Below are 16,008 nucleotides of genomic sequence, written 5' to 3'. Positions count from 1 at the left end.
ATTCAGGTGAATGGACGGGGCTCCGTTGCAGAGACTTCAGTGACGCATCAGGCCTTGCGCAGCGACTTCATCGTCGCCTCGACCTCCCAGAACGCGCGGAGAGCGAGCAGGTCGCCGTTGGCGTCGGCCTTGTAGGTGAAAACACCTTCGGCCTCGGAGATGTGGCCTGCGATATGAGTGACGATCTTGCCGATGTACGCCACCTCGTTGCCGCAGATCACCTCCTTGTCGAAGAGGAACTCAAGCTTCTCAGTGGTGCCGATCGTCTTGTCCCAGAACGCGGACAGTCCGTCCGCTCCTCGGTGACCGACGCCGTCCTCGTCGAACATCGACGGCCCGACGGGATCCTCGACGGATCCGTCGGCCGCGAAGTTCGCCAGCCACGCCTCCTTGTCGCGGGCCTCGACCGCTTCACGCGATCGGCGTCCGGCGAGCACCGCGGGATGATTCTCGCGGTCGATGTTCAGGTAGGCGGGAGCGTCACTCAAGACTTGGTCCCGTAGTCGACCTGGAGTTCCTTGATGCCGTTGATCCAGCCGTGACGGAGACGGTTCGGCTCCGCGAGCTTGGTGATGTCCGGAACCATGTCTGCCAGTGCGTTGAACATCAGGTTGATCTCCATGCGAGCCAGGTTGGCGCCGATGCAGAAGTGCGTGCCGTTGCCGCCGAAACCGACATGCGGGTTCGGGTCGCGCAGGATGTTGAACGTGTACGGGTCCTCGAAGATGTCCTCGTCGTAATTCGCCGAACCGTAGAACAGACCGACGCGCTCGCCTGCCTTGATCTCCTGGCCGCCGACCACGGTGTCGCGGACAGCGGTGCGCTGGAAGCAGTTGACGGGTGTCGCCCAGCGGACGATCTCGTCGACCGCCGTCGCGGGACGCTCCTTCTTGAACAGCTCCCACTGGTCCGGGTTGTCGAGGAACGCGTTGATGCCGTGCGTGATCGCGTTACGCGTGGTCTCGTTGCCCGCAACCGTCAGCAGGATGAAGAAGAAGCCGAACTCGGCCTCGGTGAGTCCCGCGCCGTCGATGTCGGCCTCGACGAGCTGCGTGACGATGTCGTCGGCCGGGCACTTGCGACGCTCTTCGGCCATGTTGTAGCCGTAGCCGAGGATCTCCATGTTCGCCGTGAGCGGGTCGATCTCGAAGTCGGGATCGTCGCCGTTCATCATCGCGTTCGACCAGTCGAACAGCTTGACGCGGTCCCCTTCCGGGACGCCGAGGAGATCCGCGATCGCCAGGAGCGGCAGGTCGACGGCGACCTGCTCGACGAAGTCTCCGCTGCCGGCTTCAGCCGCCTTGCGGACGATCTCGCGTGCCGCGTCGTCGAGCTTCTCTTCGAGCGCGTGGACCGCCTTCGGGGTGAACGCACGCGACACGATCTTGCGCAGGCGAGTGTGCTCCGGCGGATCGTGGTTGATCAGAAGCGCCTTGGTGACCTCGATCTGCTCTGCCGGCATCTCGTCGTCGAAACGCATGATGACACCGTTGGCGTTGGCCGACCAGTCTTCCGCGTTCTTCGAGATCTGACGGATGTCGTCGAGCTTGGACACCACCCAGTAGCCACCGTCGTGGAAGCCGCCGCCCTTGCCGGGGAGCTGCGCGTTCCACCACACGGGAGCGGTCTTGCGGAGCTCCGCGAACTCCTTGACCGGCAGACCCTGCTGCAACATGTCGGGGTTGGTGAAATCCCAACCCTCTTGATGCATGAACGGGCACTTACCCGCTGATTCCTGGGACGAGCCCGCTGCATCAATATCCTGTGCCTGGGTCACGCCATCACCTCATTCCAAAGGTCGCGGGTCTCGCCCCTGTCAACGAGAACCCGTTACAATTTGCTGTAGGTCACACTCTGCCACACTGGATAGACGCGAACAAGAACTTGTTCTAGTTTTGACTCAGATAGTCATTCAGAGAAGAGGTCCTGTCATGGGTGTACCCGTCATCGTCGAAGCCGCACGCACGCCGATCGGCAAGCGCAACGGCTGGCTGTCCGGCCTGCACGCCGCCGAGATCCTCGGCGCGGCACAGCGCGGCGTCATCGATCGCGCAGGCATCGACCCGGCACTCGTCGAGCAGGTCGTCGGCGGCTGCGTTATGCAGGTCGGCGAGCAGGGCAACAACGTCACCCGCACCGCGTGGCTGCACGCGGGACTCCCCTGGCAGACCGGCGCGACCACCATCGACTGCCAGTGCGGTTCGGCCCAGCAGGCCAACCACATGGTCGCGGGTCTGATCGCGTCGGGCGCCATCGATGTGGGCATCGCCTGCGGCATCGAGGCGATGTCGCACGTTCCGCTCGGCGCAAACGTCGGCACCGACGCCGGCCCTCGCCGCCCGGAGTCGTGGGACATCGACATGCCCAACCAGTTCGACGCCGCCGAGCGCATCGCCAAGCGCCGCGGCATCACCCGGGCCGACGTCGACGCCCTCGGCGTCGCCTCACAGGCCAACGCCAAGCGAGCGTGGGACGAAGGTCGCTTCGACCGCGAAGTCCTGTCCGTCAAGGCCCCCGAACGCACCAAGGACGGCCAGCTCACCGGCGCGATCCTGGACGTGAACCGCGACCAGGGCCTGCGCGAAACGACGCTGGAATCGCTCAGCAACCTCAAGCCCGTCCTCGAAGGCGGCATCCACACCGCAGGCACGTCGTCGCAGATCTCCGACGGCGCCGCCGCTGTCCTGATCATGGACGAGGAGAAGGCGAAGGCCCTCGGCCTGCGTCCCCGCGCCCGCATCAAGAGCCAGGCCCTCGTCGGGGCCGAGCCGTACTACCACCTCGACGGCCCCGTGCAGTCGACCGAGCGAGTGCTCGCCAAGACCGGCATGAGCATGAACGACATCGACGTCGTCGAGATCAACGAGGCCTTCGCATCCGTTGTCCTCAGCTGGGCTCAGGTCCACAACGCCGACATGTCGAAGGTGAACGTCAACGGCGGCGCCATCGCCCTCGGCCACCCTGTCGGCAGCACCGGCTCGCGCCTGATCACCACCGCGCTGCACGAGCTCGAGCGGTCCGACAAGCAGCACGCGCTGATCACCATGTGCGCAGGCGGCGCGCTCTCGACCGCCACCATCATCGAGCGCATCTGACGTCATGGATGCCAACGCCCGTCCGGCGCAGCTTGATTCACCGATCGTCGGACGAATCATCAAGATCGGGTCGCGCCTCAACACGCGGCTGTACAAGCTGACCGGCGGGCGTCTCGGCGGGACGTGGCGGGTCGGCGCGGCACTCAAGAAGCCGACGCCGGTCTGCCTGCTCACGAGCACGGGCCGCAAGTCGGGCGAGGCCCGCACGGTTCCGCTGCTCTACCTCACCGACGGCGACGACATCGTGGTCGTCGCCTCGCAGGGTGGACTGCCGAAGAACCCGGCGTGGTACTACAACGTTCGCGCCGACCCGTCGGTCCAGATCCAGATCGGCTCCGATTCGAAGGCGTACATCGCGCGCATCGCCGATGACGTCGAACGCGCCGAACTCTGGCCGCGCCTGGTGGAGTTGTACGCAGACTTCGACACCTACGCGGCGTGGACCGACCGCGTGATCCCGGTGGTCATCTGCTCGCCTGCTTGACGGCGCGGGTGGGCATCAGTCGTGTCGAGCGATGAATGCCGCCGCCTGCGCACGCTGAGTCCGCGTCGCCTGCGGATTGAGACCGTCGACCCACTCCGGGTACACCCGAAAGCCGCGCTTTCCCGGAGACGTGGGTGATGCCGTGATCTTCAGACGTTCAAGATCGTTCAAAGTGAATGCGAATACACCCTCGTGATCTCCGTCCTCGACGAACACGAGAAGCCCAGTGATCGGTTCGTCTGAAGGAAACGGTTCCGTGCCACCGTCTGCTGCACGCCTCCAGACCGCGACGAATGCTCCCGGCTTCGTCGGAGTGATCCGCGCAGTCCGGACTCGCCACACCTCGCGACCGACTCGCGCAATCCGCCCCGCGTAGTCGATGTTGCTGGTGTCCGGAGTCAGTTCCGCATCGTCTCCGAAGTACCAGTCGCTCACCGTCGACCCGTCAGCTCCGCTACAGTGCCGTCTTCGGAACCGAGGACCAGCGAACGCTTGTCGGGTGCCAGTGCCACCGAGGTGATCGGACGGCCCGCGTTCACAGCGCAACGCTTGCCTGTCGGCAGATCGACGACGATCAGTTGGCCAGTGGTGGTGGCCGCAGCGATCGTGCTGTCGCCCACGAGAGCGATGTCGTCGACCACTCCCGGCCACGGCGAGGTCAGGTCGGCCGCGACGCGCGTCTTACTCGGGTCTTCTAGCGGAATCCGCAGGACACGACCGGTGAGACTCTGCGTCATCGTCACGTACGCGACTCTGCCGCTGATCACGATGCCGTTCATGCCTGTGCCGTTCACCGTTGCATTCGGCGCGAGGTTCTTGGGCGCGCGGACAGTCCAGCTGCGGTCGATCGAGCCGTCCTTGCGGACCTTGACCACGCCGAGGTTCGAGTCGGCGACATACATGGTTCCGTCGCGAGTGATCGCCATGCCGTTCGGCATTCCCAGGCCGCGCGCGACAGTGCGTGCCGTCGGCTTCGCCGCTGTCGGATCGAACGAGATGATGCGGCCACGAAGCGGCAGACCCGGAATCATGTTGATCGTGGTGTCTCCCGACGTCACGTACATCCGGCCGTTCGGGCCGAGCCGGACCGCTCCGGGCGAGTCGACACGAACCGTCCCCGTCTTTCGGCCCCGGGCGTCGTACCGTTCGACGACGTTCTGCTGCACCCTCGAGACCCAAAGGCCTCCGGCCTTGTCGTAGCCGAGGTTCTCCACCCAGCTGAGCACTGGAACAGGCGCCGGGATCAGAGTGCGGACGGACGACGTGGTGCATGCCGGCGACGCTGATGCAGTCGGCGCCACAACCGTCGCCGCGGCCAGACCCGCTACCAGTACCGATGCCGCAATCGTCTTCCGCATGCCGCCCCCTTCGTCGCCGTCGACCCGAAAGGGACTGTACTGCGGTCGGCACGCCCCTGCACGGGCGCAGAGCGCGTCGTCCGACATGCCAGGATCAAGTGACGACTACAGGAGGCAGACGTGGATCCGACACTCACCGACGGGCGGTACCGCAAAGCGACCGAACTCAGCTACGAACAGTGGTGCGAGGTAGGTGCAGCCGTCGTGGAGATACTCCGCAACACCCAGCGCAGCGACCTGCAGATTCACCGAGCCGAGATCATCAATACCGACCTGTATGTCCTGTTCACATACCTGAGTCACGACGACGGCGGCCGAATTCGAGGTATGCACACCGACATCACCCTCGGCGACTACGACTACGGATACCCCGGCAGCCCACAAGAGTTCGCACAATGGCTCATCCTGATCGACGTCATGGAACCGGGCAAGACCCATCCCGCCGAACCCGGCGACATCGTCTGGTGGCATGTCCCCGCATTTCCTCCGGGTCCGAAGACGATGGCCGACTTCGACAGGATGTTTCCGCGGTAGTCCCGAAGGTCGGTCTATCCATTGAGGTCCGCCGGCATAGTGCCAGCGGACCTCAATGGATAGACCGGTGTTTAGATCGTCAGCCGACGGAGCGGCCCTGGCCTTCCCAGAACTGAGCGCGGAGGGCCTTCTTGTCGGGCTTGCCGAGCGCGGTCAGCGGGAGGGCGTCGGCGAAGACGACCTGCTTCGGCGACTGCACGGCCCCCTTGCGGTCCTTGACCGCCGACTGAACGGCGGCAGTGACCGCGGCCTTCGCGTCGTCGGACGAGTCTGCGTCAGGCCGAAGCACCACGACGGCGGTGACGGCCTCTCCCCACTTCTCGTCGGGAACTCCGATCACGCCGACCTGAGCAACCGACGGATGTTCGGCGATCACGTCCTCCACTTCGCGGGGGAAGACGTTGAATCCGCCGGTCACGATCATGTCCTTGGTGCGGTCGACGATGAACCAGAAACCGTCCTCGTCCTCGCGCGCGACGTCACCGGTGTGCAGCCAGCCGTCGCGGAACGTCTCGGCGGTCTGCTCCGGAAGGCCGAGGTACCCGCCCGCGAGCAGCGGCCCGGACACACAGATCTCGCCCGGCTCGCCCTGCGCGACCGGCTCGCCGTCTGGTCCGGCGAGCTTGGTCCGAAGGAACGCCGAAGGCCGACCACAGCTGCCGAGACGAGCCTTGTCGTGCTCGTCCTTGCGCAGGTAGCTGATGACCATCGGGCTCTCGGACTGGCCGTAGTACTGGGCGAAGATCGGACCGAAACGCTCGATCGCCTCCGCGAGACGGACCGGATTGATCGGAGACGCACCGTAGTAGACGGTCTCGAGCGACGAGAGGTCGCGGGTCTGGGCGTCGGGGTGATCCATCAGCGCGTACAGCATCGACGGAACGAGCATCGTCGCCGTGATCCGTTCCCGTTCGATGGTGGCGAGGACCTCGGCGGGGTCGAACTTGGCGAGGACGATCATCGTGCCGCCCTTGATCAGGGTCGGCACGAAGAAGGCGGCGCCTGCGTGCGACAGCGGCGTGCACATCAGGAACCGCGGACGCTCGGGCCACTCCCACTCGGCCAACTGGATCTGCGTCATCGTCGACATCGCGCGGGCCGTTCCGACCACGCCCTTCGGCTTGCCGGTGGTTCCGCCGGTGTAGGTGATGGAGACGACGTGCTCGGGGTCGAGGACCTTCGCAGTCAGCGGCTGGACCGGGTATTCGGCCGCTGCGGCTATGACGTCGACAGCCGATCCGACAAGAGCGTCCGGCACGGGTCCGAGCGTGAGGATCTGGGTGAGGCTGTCGACCTTCTCCAGAAGTGCGACGGCGCGGTCGACGAACATCGGAACCGGGTCGATGATCAGCGTCGAGACACCCGCGTCCGAAAGGACGTACGCGTGATCGTCGAGCGAACCGAGCGGGTGCAGTGCGGTGCGCCGCCAACCCTGCGTCTGACCGGCGCCGATGACGAACAGGACCTCTGGACGATTGAGCGCGAGCAAGCCGACGGCGGTACCGGTACCGGATCCGAGCGCCTCACACGCCTGGACGTACTGACTGATCGCATCGGCCATCTGACGGCCGGTGAGCTCAACGTCGCCGAGTTGCAGGACAGGACTGTTGGCGTGCCGTTTGAGTGCGGCGACCATCAGGTCGCCCAGATGCACGGGTGTATGCAGCAGCTGATCGGCTGCCAGGACTGACTGTTCTCCACTCATGAGATCCACACTAGAACGTGTTCTAACTTTGCGGAAGGTGAGACCGAGAACCCGCCACGGAACCGGCATGTTGCGAGCAGGTCAGGGGCCGGAAAACTACTCGTGGGTAGACGTGCAGGTAACCGAAGAAGCGTGTAACTATCGGTGACATGACTGATGTAGACCAGGCCACGACCCGACGCGACATCACCGACGCCCTGCTCAAGGCATTCGAGCGCAGGCACGAAGTCTTGGACGCGATCTTCGACGCCGACGATCGCGAGTCCGCGGCCGACGCGATCGCGACCCTGCTCGACACGTCACGTCACGGCGTCGACGCCGTCCTGCACATGTCGCTCGACCAGCTCACCAAGGACTCGCGACGCAAGAACCAGGCGGCACTCGACGATCTGAACTCGGAGATCACGTTCACGCTCGCCGAACGCCCGGCGAGCAGCGGCGACACTCTCGATCTTCGCCCGTTCTCCGCCGAAGACGACGCCGACATCTTCGCCGAGCGGACTGCCGAGCAGGGTGTGGCCGGCGACGGTTCGGGTGCTCCCGCCGGTGAACTCGGCGAGGAGATCTCGGCCGCATCCGACCGAGTCGACGCCGAGGACGCCGTCTGGCTCGTCGCCGTCGACGACGACGAGAAGGTCGGCATCGTGTTCGGAGAACTGACCGACGGCGCAGTCGACGTCCGTATCTGGATTCGTCCGGACAGCCGCAAGAAGGGCTACGGGGTCTCGGCCCTTCGCCGTTCACGCACCGAGCTCGCCGCCTACTTCCCCGGCGTTCCGCTCACCATCCGCGCCCCCGGCGCCACCGCCTGACATCCATCCGCATGTCGCGGAGACGATGAAGGCCGGACCCCTCCGGGTCCGGCCTTCATTCATTTCCGCACTTGATCAAGCTCGCCACTCACGCCGGACCAGGCGGTTGTGGAAATTCTCCCGACGAGCCCTCCGCAGCGCGCGCGTCGTATCGAGCGGAGTCGAGATGAGGCGATAGCCGAGCCCGCGAGGACTGCCGAGGAGGGGGAATCTCCACGACCGCCGACCAACGACAAACGACAAACGCCCAAGAGACCGAAGAGGTCAGCGAGCGCCGTAAGCCTTCACCTGCTGAGGAGACTCGGCGATGAGTCCGCGGACGACGTCACCGAGTTCCGACGGCTCCCAGCGAGCGCCCTTGTCCTTGCTCGCGGCGCGCTGCCAGCCGTCGAGGACGGTGACGGTCCCACCCTCGACCTCGAACAGTCGGCCCGAGACGTCGCCCGACTCCGCGGACGCCAACCAGACGACGAGCGGCGAGATGTTCGCCGGGTCCATCGCGTCGAACGAGCCGTCGGCCGGCGCTGCCATCTGCTCGGCCATCGCTTCACCTGCGCCCAGCGTCATCTGCGTGCGCGCCGCCGGTGCGATGCCGTTGACCGTGATCCCGTACCCGCCGAGCTCCGCCGCGGCCTGGATCGTCAGCTCTGCGATGGCGGCCTTCGCCGCGGCGTAGTTGCCCTGGCCGACCGAGCCGAAGATGCCTGCGCCCGACGAGGTGTTGATGATGCGGGCCTGCGGCTTCTGGCCCGCCTTGGCCTGAGCGCGCCAGTACTCGGCGGCGTGACGCAGCATCACAAAGTGTCCCTTCAGATGCACGCGGACCACCGCGTCCCACTCGTCCTCGCTCAGCGAGACGAGCATGCGGTCGCGCAGGAACCCTGCGTTGTTGACGAGCGCATCGAGTCCGCCGAAGGTGTCGACAGCGGTCTTGACGATGGCGGCGCCGGTCTCCCAGTCGGCGACGTCCCCGGCGGCGACAACTGCTTCGCCGCCTGCGGCGACGATCTCGTCGACGACCGATGCGGCAGAGTCGGCGGCGTAGTCGTTCACGACGACCTTGGCACCGTCAGCTGCGAACGCGAGTGCGTGCGCGCGGCCGATTCCCTGGCCTGCGCCCGTGACGATGACGACGCGACCGATGTTTGTCTTGCTCATGTGGGTGTTCGCTTTCTTTCTCAGACTTGGTTGTCGGTGTTGCCCGCGGAGAGGAAGGCCGGCTTCTCGCCGCCTCCGTGGACGGTGAGTGTAGAACCGGAGATGTACGACGCGAGAGGCGAGAGCAGGAACGCGACGGCGTTGCCGACGTCGGTCGGCTGCGCGAGACGGCCCATCGGAATGGTCTTGCCGACGGCCGCGACCCCGTCGGCGTCGCCGTAGTGCATGTGCGAGAGCTCGGTTTCGACGGGTCCGCAGATCACCGAGTTGAGGCGGACCGCGGGCGCCCATTCGACGGCGAGCGACTCGGTGATGTTGTCGAGGCCGGCCTTCGCCGCGCCGTAGGCCGCGGTGCCCGGCGACGGACGGTGACCGCTGACGCTCGACACGTTGACGACCGCACCGCCGCCTTCTTGGCGAGCCATCACCGCGTGCGCGGCACGCGACACGATGATCGGCGCGAGCAGGTTGAGCTCGAGGATCTTCTGCGTGAAGCGGTCGGACGCGTCCGCGGCCATGGCAAACGGCGATCCGCCGGCGTTGTTGACGACGCCGTCGATTCGGCCGTGCGTGGCGACGATTGCGTCGATCATCGCGGCGACGGCGTCGGAGTCGCGGACGTCGCAGGAGTGGAACTCACGATCGGAGCCTTCGACCGGCCTGCGTGCGCAGACGACGGGGGTGGCTCCGAGCCCTTCGAGGACGTCGGCGATTCCGGCTCCGACGCCGCGGACGCCGCCGGTGACCAGGACGATTCGTCCGGTCAGCCCGAGGTCGACGGATGTGTGCGCTGCTGTGGACATGGTGCTACCCTACCAAACAACCAAGCATTTGCTTGGGTGAGCAGAATGTAAGGAGCAGGTGTGCCGATCACCACGGCCCGCGCCGAATCGGGCATCGTCACCGTCACGGTCGACTTCCCGCCGGTCAACGCGCTGCCCAGCGCAGCATGGTTCCAACTGGCCGACGAGATCCTCGCCGCAGGCGCCGATCCCGAGACCACCGTCGTGATCCTGCGTGCCGAAGGCCGCGGCTTCAACGCCGGCGTCGACATCAAGGAGATGCAGGCGACCACCGGCTTCGACGCCCTCGTCAACGCCAACAAGGGATGCGCAGCCGCGTTCTCCGCCGTGTACGACTGCGCCGTCCCGGTGATCGTCGCCGTCAACGGCTTCTGCGTCGGCGGCGGCATCGGACTGGTCGGCAACGCCGACGTGATCGTCGCCTCCGACGACGCGATCTTCGGACTCCCCGAGGTCGACCGCGGCGCCCTCGGCGCCGCCACTCACCTGGCCCGGCTGGTCCCCCAGCACATGATGCGCACGCTGTACTACACCGCGCAGAACGTGACCGCCGAGCAGCTCGTCCACTTCGGATCGGTCTACAAGGCCGTCCCCCGCGAAGATCTGTTGGAGACCGCCCTCGAGGTGGCCCGCATGATCGACGCCAAGGACACCCGCGTGATCCGCGCCGCGAAGGCGGCGATCAACAACATCGACCCCGTCGACGTGAAGACGAGCTACCTGCTCGAACAGCGCTACACGTACGAACTCAACCTCGCAGGCGTCGCAGACGAGCATCGCGATGCCTACGTGGAAACCGGCAAGACCCTGAAGGAGAAGTGACCGTGGCAACCGACAAGACGAGCACGCTCGACGACGTCGTCGCCGAACTGCGCGACGGCATGACCATCGGCATCGGCGGCTGGGGTTCGCGGCGCAAGCCGATGGCCCTCGTTCGTGCGATCGCCCGCAGCGACGTCAAGGACCTCACCGTGGTGACCTACGGCGGCGCCGACCTCGGCCTGCTGTGCGCGGCAGGCAAGGTCCGCCGCGCCTACTACGGTTTCGTGTCGCTGGACTCGGCGCCGTTCTACGATCCGTGGTTCGCGAAGGCCCGCACCAGCGGTGTCCTCGAAGCCCGTGAGATGGATGAGGGCATGGTCAAGTGCGGCCTCGAAGCGGCCGCTGCTCGCCTCCCGTTCCTGCCCATCCGCGCAGGCCTGGGCTCGGACGTGCTGAAGTTCTGGGAAGGTGAGCTCAAGACGATCGAGTCGCCGTACGCAGACGCCGACGGCCGGACCCAGACGCTGATCGCTATGCCCGCGCTCAAGCTCGACGCGGCGTTCGTCCACCTCGACGTCGCTGACGTCCACGGCAACGCCGGCTACACCGGAGTCGATCCCTACTTCGACGACCTGTACCTCGCCGCCGCCGACCGTCGCTACGTCGAGACCGACCGGCTCGTGAGCACCGAAGAGCTCGTCGCCGAACTCCCCGTGCAGCGCCTCATCGTCAGCCGCATGAACGTCGACCGCGTGGTCGAGACGCCGAACGGCGCACACTTCACATTCGCCGGCGGCTACGGCCGCGACGAGGCGTTCCAGCGTTTCTACGTCGAGTCAGCTGGCTCCGACGACACCTGGGCCGCCTTCAAGACGCGCTTCCTCGACGTCGACGAAGCGACCTACCAGAACGAAGTCACCAAGTGGCAGTCCGAGCAGGAGGAAGCCAAGTGAGCACCCCTGACAGCACCAACGCAGCCAGCACCGATACCGAGATCACCCGCGCCGAGTACTGCGTCGTGTCGTGCGCAGACATCTTCACCGGCGCAGGCGAGATCATGGCGTCGCCCATGGCGCCGACTCCGCTGCTCGGCGCACGCCTCGCGCGTCTCACCACCGAGCAGGATCTGCTGATCACCGACGGTGAATCGCTGATCCTCGCGGACACCCCCGCCATCGGGAAGGTCGGCCCGATCGAGGGCTGGATGCCGTTCCGGAAGGTGTTCGACGTCGTCGCGTCGGGCCGCCGCCACGTGGTGATGGGCGCCAACCAGATCGACCGGTTCGGCAACCAGAACCTGTCTGCGTTCGGCCCGCTGCAGCAGCCGACCCGTCAGATGTTCGGTGTCCGCGGAGCCCCCGGCAACACGATCAACCACCCGACCAGTTACTGGGTGGCGCGTCACTCGTCGCGTGTGTTCTCGGGCGACGTCGACATCGTGTCGGGTGTCGGCTTCGACAAGGTCGATGAGCGCAACCCCGCGTTCGACTCGCTCAACATCCATCGTGTCGTCACCAACCTCGGCGTGTTCGACTTCAACGGCCCTGGCCACACGATGCGTGCACTCTCGCTACATCCCGGCGTGACCGCCGACGAAGTCGCCGAGAACACCGGCTTCCCGATCGCCGGACTCGACAACGCCCCGGTCACCGCCACCCCTACCGACGAGCAGCTCCGGATCATCCGTGAGGTCCTCGATCCCAAGGGCGTCCGCAACCGCGAGGTGAAGTCGTGACGGCCGAGGGATTGAGCACCCGTTTCACCGAACTGGTCGGCGTCAAGTACCCGATCGTGCAGACCGGCATGGGATGGGTCTCGGGGCCGTCGCTGACGGCGGCCACCGCCAACGCCGGTGGTCTCGGCATCCTCGCATCGGCGACGATGACGTACGACGAGCTCGAGTTCGCGATCAAGAAGACGAAGACGCTCACCGACAAGCCGTTCGGCGTCAACCTCCGCGCGGACGCGTCCGACGCGAACGAGCGTGTCGACCTGATGATCCGGGAAGGCGTGAAGGTCGCATCGTTCGCGCTCGCTCCGAAGAAGGAGCTCATCGCGAAGCTGAAGGATCACGGCCTCGCCGTGATCCCGTCGATCGGCGCCGCGAAGCACGCGGTCAAAGTCGCCTCCTGGGGTGCGGATGCGGTCATCGTGCAGGGCGGCGAAGGCGGTGGACACACCGGTCCCGTCGCGACCACGCTCCTGCTTCCGTCTGTGGTCGACGCTCTCGGCGGTGCCGGTGAGACGTCGATCCCGGTGGTCGCCGCAGGCGGCTTCTTCGACGGGCGCGGTCTCGTCGCGGCCCTGTCGTACGGCGCCGAGGGCGTCGCGATGGGAACCCGTTTCCTCCTCACGTCCGACTCGGCGGTGCCCGACAGCGTCAAACAGGAGTACCTGCAGCGCAGCCTCAACGACACCGTCGTGTCGCTGAAGGTCGACGGCATGCCGCACCGCGTCCTGAGGACCGAACTGGTCAACGCACTCGAGAACGGATCGCGCGCCAAGGCCCTCATCGCCGCCGCCCGCAACGCCAACGAGTTCAAGCAGATGACCGGCATGCGGTGGACCACCATGCTCCGTGACGGCGCGTCGATGAAGAAGTCCGGCGAACGCTCGTGGCAGCAGATCATCATGGCGGGCAACACCCCGATGCTCCTCAAGGCGGGCCTCGTCGACGGCAACACCGAAGCCGGCGTTCTCGCGTCGGGTCAAGTGGTGGGGATGATCTCCGATCTCCCGTCGTGTGACGATCTGATTCAGTCGATCATGACTCAGGCTCATGCCCGTCTGGATGCTCTGGCGTCGTTGCGTTAGTTCCTGATTCGCCCCGCGATGCGGGCGGTGAAACTCTTCCTCCTCGGCAGTCCTCGCGGGCTCGCCTTACGGCTCGCACGCTGCGGAGGGCTCGTCGGAAGAGTTTCACCGCCCGCATCGCTGTTTTGGAGCTGTCGGCGGAGTTTCAATTTGTAGGTTGTGAGTTGTCGCCGAGGGCGGGCAGGGTCGGGAGAACAGCGCAACCCCCACATACAAAAGAACACGTGGGGAGTCACCCAAACGAGGGGTGCGGGGGCGGAGATTCTTCCAACGAGCCCTCCGCAGCGCGCGAGGCGATAGCCGAGCCCGCGAGGACTGCCGAGGCGGAAGAATCTCCGCCCCCGCACCCCGGACAACAACGAAGGTCAGCGAAGAACCGCAGGCAACCCGGCCAAGTCGAACAGAGACCGCTCGAAGAACGCGCCCACGTGAACGATCTCGCCGTCGACGAACGTGACGACATCCATCTGAAACGGCCTCCACACCTCGCCGTCGCGCATGTACATGCCTGCCGCGGGCTGGCCGTTGCAGGTGGTCGGGACCATCTTGATGTCGCCCGCGGCGGCCGCGGGGCACTGGGTCGCGGTGAGCACCCCGATCTCGGTGTTGCCCTGGTACCAACCGGGGAACGGCGGCATCTCCCAGACCGCGTCTGCGGCGAGGACTTTCACCACACCGTCGATGTCGTGGTCCTCGAAGGCGCGGCAGAATTCGGCGAACACTGACCGTTCGCGGTCGGTGAGTTCAACAGCGCGGCGTCCATCGCGGGTCGTGCCGTCACCCATCGTCTTGCGGGCCCGAGCCAGGGCGCTGTTCGCCGACGCCACAGTGATGTCGAGCATCTCCGCGGTCTCCGCCGCGCTGAAGGCGAGGACGTCACGGAGGATGAGCACGGCACGCTGACTGGCCGGCAGGTCCTGCATCGCCGCGACCATCGCCAGCCCGATGCTCTCGCGCCGAGTCGCCGCATCGGCCGGGTCTCCGAGCGCCGCGTCGGGAAGCGGCTGCAGCCAGAGTCGCTCCTCGTCGGCGACGACCGGTTCCCTCGGGTCGGACGCATCGGTTCCCAGGCCCGCCGGAAGCGGACGCCTGGCGCGCCCTTCCAGTGCGGTGAGACAGGTGTTGGTGGCGATCCGGTAGAGCCACGTCCGCACCGACGACCGACCTTCGAAGCGATGGAACGCCTGCCACGCTCGGAGGTACACCTCCTGCAGCACGTCCTCGGCATCGGACGCCGAGCCGAGCATGTGATAGCAGTGCGCCAGCAACTCGGCGCGAAACTCAGACGTCGCCGCATCGAACGTCGTGTCTTCTGCGCGTGTCGTCATGTCCTCATCCTCGCATCGTGTCGGCCGCCGGCGGCCGGTTTCCAGGCCGATCAGCCCTGCTGGTCGGCGAACGCTTCGGGCCCGACTTCGGCGGCGGCCTGGTCCATCCACATGACCTCCCAGGTGTGACCGTCGAGGTCGTCGAACGCGCAACCGTACATGAATCCGTGGTCTTCGGACCGACCGATGGTCGCGCCGGCAGCCTCCGCCTTGGCCTTGATGGCGTCGACCTCATCGCGACTCTCGGCGCTCAGTGCGACGAGGACACCGCTGGTGGAGGTGGCGTCGACAACAGACTTGCCCGGCACGAACGTCTGGTAGAAGTCGCGGCGCAACAGCATGGCGACGATGTTGTCGCCGAGGACGAGGGCGGCCGCGTTGTCGTCGGAGAACCGATCGTCGAACGTGTAGCCCATCGACTCGAAGAAGGTGCGCGAACGTGCGAGGTCGGCGACGGGCAGGTTCACGAAGATCATCTTGTGCATGGGAGCCTCCAAGGTCTGCGGCATCTCTTCTCGATGCCGTCACAGATATAGACCGGCGGAGTCCCCGGAACTGATCGGTCGCAGCGAAAGAAAAACCGAACTCTACGAAATTCCCAGGTCACGGATGGTCGGCGCGTCGTCCGGGACACTGATCACTACGATCGGATCACCCGCTGCGATCGTTCCGCGGCGGATCACCCGAAAGTACGGACCGAGCCGATTCTCGGTCGCGAAGCGTTTCACCCAGCCGTGCCCGTCGTCGCCCATCCGTCGCGCGAAGGTCTGGCACGGGATCCGCGGACTCGTCACTTCGACGACGACGGTGTCGCCGATGCGCCACTGCTCGCCGACGCGGGCGGCGTTGACGTCGATGCCGACGGTGCGGAGGTTCTCCCCGAAGAATCCTGCGGGGATGTCGCGGTCGAGTTCATCAGCCCAGAAATCGGCGTCCTCCTGCGCGTATGCGTAGAGGGCCTGGTCGAGGCCACCATGGTGCTTGCGGTCGGCCTGGACGTCGGCGTACGCGCCGTAGTCGCCGATGCGGACAGGACCGTCGACGGGTCGCTTGTCGATGGCGGTGACCCCGACCTGTCCGGAGTCCGGCAGGAGTGCATGGACGACGCAGATGTCGGACACGTGAGGCATGGCGTCATCGTACCGAGGGTGTGTT

General features: G+C 66.1%; 18 protein-coding genes. 8 read left to right on the top strand and 10 right to left on the bottom strand.

Annotation, left to right across the window (positions count from 1 at the left end; translation table 11 throughout):
- Positions 1-47: 47 nt before the first annotated feature.
- Positions 48-488: a nuclear transport factor 2 family protein gene (locus GM1_RS06025; RefSeq protein WP_008377392.1), complete on the bottom strand. Its 441-nt coding sequence runs from the start codon at positions 486-488 to the stop codon at positions 48-50.
- Positions 485-1,777: a cytochrome P450 gene (locus GM1_RS06020; protein ID WP_008377390.1), complete on the bottom strand. Its 1,293-nt coding sequence runs from the start codon at positions 1,775-1,777 to the stop codon at positions 485-487. Before GM1_RS06020 ends, GM1_RS06025 begins: the two co-directional genes overlap by 4 nt.
- 154 nt (positions 1,778-1,931) lie before the next feature.
- Here GM1_RS06020 and GM1_RS06015 point away from each other — a divergent pair, with 154 nt between their 5' ends.
- Together GM1_RS06015 and GM1_RS06010 are read left to right on the top strand one after the other, a co-directional pair.
- Positions 1,932-3,095, top strand: a complete 1,164-nt coding sequence (locus GM1_RS06015; protein ID WP_008377388.1) for a steroid 3-ketoacyl-CoA thiolase — start codon at positions 1,932-1,934, stop codon at positions 3,093-3,095.
- Between the two features lie 4 nt (positions 3,096-3,099).
- Positions 3,100-3,579 (top strand): nitroreductase family deazaflavin-dependent oxidoreductase, encoded by a 480-nt coding sequence (locus GM1_RS06010; RefSeq protein WP_008377386.1) that lies wholly within the window; start codon positions 3,100-3,102, stop codon positions 3,577-3,579.
- Between the two features lie 15 nt (positions 3,580-3,594).
- On the opposite strand, the gene GM1_RS06005 is transcribed toward GM1_RS06010, so the two are convergent.
- Together GM1_RS06005 and GM1_RS06000 are read right to left on the bottom strand one after the other, a co-directional pair.
- Entirely contained in the window at positions 3,595-4,014 is a 420-nt protein-coding gene (locus GM1_RS06005; protein WP_008377384.1) for a MepB family protein, read from the bottom strand.
- Complete coding sequence (locus GM1_RS06000) at positions 4,011-4,937, bottom strand: SMP-30/gluconolactonase/LRE family protein (RefSeq protein WP_040519643.1); 927 nt, start codon at positions 4,935-4,937, stop codon at positions 4,011-4,013. The genes GM1_RS06005 and GM1_RS06000 overlap by 4 nt, the downstream gene beginning before the upstream one ends.
- Positions 4,938-5,057: 120 nt before the next feature.
- Here GM1_RS06000 and GM1_RS05995 point away from each other — a divergent pair, with 120 nt between their 5' ends.
- A complete protein-coding gene (locus GM1_RS05995; RefSeq protein ID WP_008377380.1) occupies positions 5,058-5,471 on the top strand; it encodes a hypothetical protein in 414 nt (137 codons plus the stop codon).
- A gap of 79 nt (positions 5,472-5,550) precedes the next feature.
- Here the strand turns inward: GM1_RS05995 and fadD8 are convergent, their stop codons facing one another.
- Positions 5,551-7,176 (bottom strand): fatty-acid--CoA ligase FadD8, encoded by a 1,626-nt coding sequence (gene fadD8 / locus GM1_RS05990; RefSeq protein WP_040519609.1) that lies wholly within the window; start codon positions 7,174-7,176, stop codon positions 5,551-5,553.
- A gap of 149 nt (positions 7,177-7,325) precedes the next feature.
- On the opposite strand from fadD8, the gene GM1_RS05985 reads away from it, so the two are divergent.
- On the top strand, positions 7,326-7,988 hold the full coding sequence (locus GM1_RS05985; protein WP_008377377.1) for a GNAT family N-acetyltransferase: 663 nt from the start codon (positions 7,326-7,328) through the stop codon (positions 7,986-7,988).
- 264 nt (positions 7,989-8,252) lie between these two features.
- On the opposite strand, the gene GM1_RS05980 is transcribed toward GM1_RS05985, so the two are convergent.
- Positions 8,253-9,146 (bottom strand): SDR family oxidoreductase, encoded by an 894-nt coding sequence (locus GM1_RS05980; protein WP_008377376.1) that lies wholly within the window; start codon positions 9,144-9,146, stop codon positions 8,253-8,255.
- Positions 9,147-9,166: 20 nt separating this feature from the next.
- Positions 9,167-9,949 carry an SDR family oxidoreductase gene (locus GM1_RS05975; protein ID WP_008377374.1) on the bottom strand — a complete coding sequence of 261 codons (783 nt, stop codon included), beginning with the start codon at positions 9,947-9,949 and terminating at the stop codon, positions 9,167-9,169.
- A gap of 60 nt (positions 9,950-10,009) precedes the next feature.
- Between GM1_RS05975 and GM1_RS05970 the strand changes: the two genes are divergently transcribed.
- The 4 genes from GM1_RS05970 to GM1_RS05955 are packed head-to-tail and all read left to right on the top strand — an operon-like array spanning position 10,010 to position 13,525.
- Positions 10,010-10,771, top strand: a complete 762-nt coding sequence (locus GM1_RS05970) for an enoyl-CoA hydratase family protein (protein ID WP_008377372.1) — start codon at positions 10,010-10,012, stop codon at positions 10,769-10,771.
- 2 nt (positions 10,772-10,773) lie between these two features.
- Positions 10,774-11,664, top strand: a complete 891-nt coding sequence (locus tag GM1_RS05965; protein ID WP_008377370.1) for a CoA transferase subunit A — start codon at positions 10,774-10,776, stop codon at positions 11,662-11,664.
- Positions 11,661-12,446 carry a CoA-transferase subunit beta gene (locus tag GM1_RS05960; protein ID WP_008377368.1) on the top strand — a complete coding sequence of 262 codons (786 nt, stop codon included), beginning with the start codon at positions 11,661-11,663 and terminating at the stop codon, positions 12,444-12,446. The genes GM1_RS05965 and GM1_RS05960 overlap by 4 nt, the downstream gene beginning before the upstream one ends.
- Positions 12,443-13,525, top strand: a complete 1,083-nt coding sequence (locus tag GM1_RS05955) for an NAD(P)H-dependent flavin oxidoreductase (protein WP_008377366.1) — start codon at positions 12,443-12,445, stop codon at positions 13,523-13,525. Before GM1_RS05960 ends, GM1_RS05955 begins: the two co-directional genes overlap by 4 nt.
- Before the next feature lie 365 nt (positions 13,526-13,890).
- Here GM1_RS05955 and GM1_RS05950 read toward each other — a convergent pair whose 3' ends face one another.
- The 3 genes from GM1_RS05950 to GM1_RS05940 form a co-directional block, all read right to left on the bottom strand.
- Entirely contained in the window at positions 13,891-14,898 is a 1,008-nt protein-coding gene (locus tag GM1_RS05950) for a sigma-70 family RNA polymerase sigma factor (RefSeq protein ID WP_223291453.1), read from the bottom strand.
- A 5-nt stretch (positions 14,899-14,903) separates the two neighbouring features.
- Positions 14,904-15,338 carry a VOC family protein gene (locus tag GM1_RS05945; RefSeq protein ID WP_008377363.1) on the bottom strand — a complete coding sequence of 145 codons (435 nt, stop codon included), beginning with the start codon at positions 15,336-15,338 and terminating at the stop codon, positions 14,904-14,906.
- A gap of 102 nt (positions 15,339-15,440) precedes the next feature.
- Positions 15,441-15,983, bottom strand: coding sequence for an MOSC domain-containing protein (locus GM1_RS05940; RefSeq protein WP_008377361.1), 543 nt, complete (start codon positions 15,981-15,983; stop codon positions 15,441-15,443).
- Positions 15,984-16,008: the final 25 nt, after the last annotated feature.

Source organism: Gordonia malaquae NBRC 108250 (genome assembly GCF_000344135.1).
GTDB lineage: Bacteria > Actinomycetota > Actinomycetes > Mycobacteriales > Mycobacteriaceae > Gordonia > Gordonia malaquae.
This window is presented reverse-complemented; position numbering and strand designations above follow the sequence as displayed.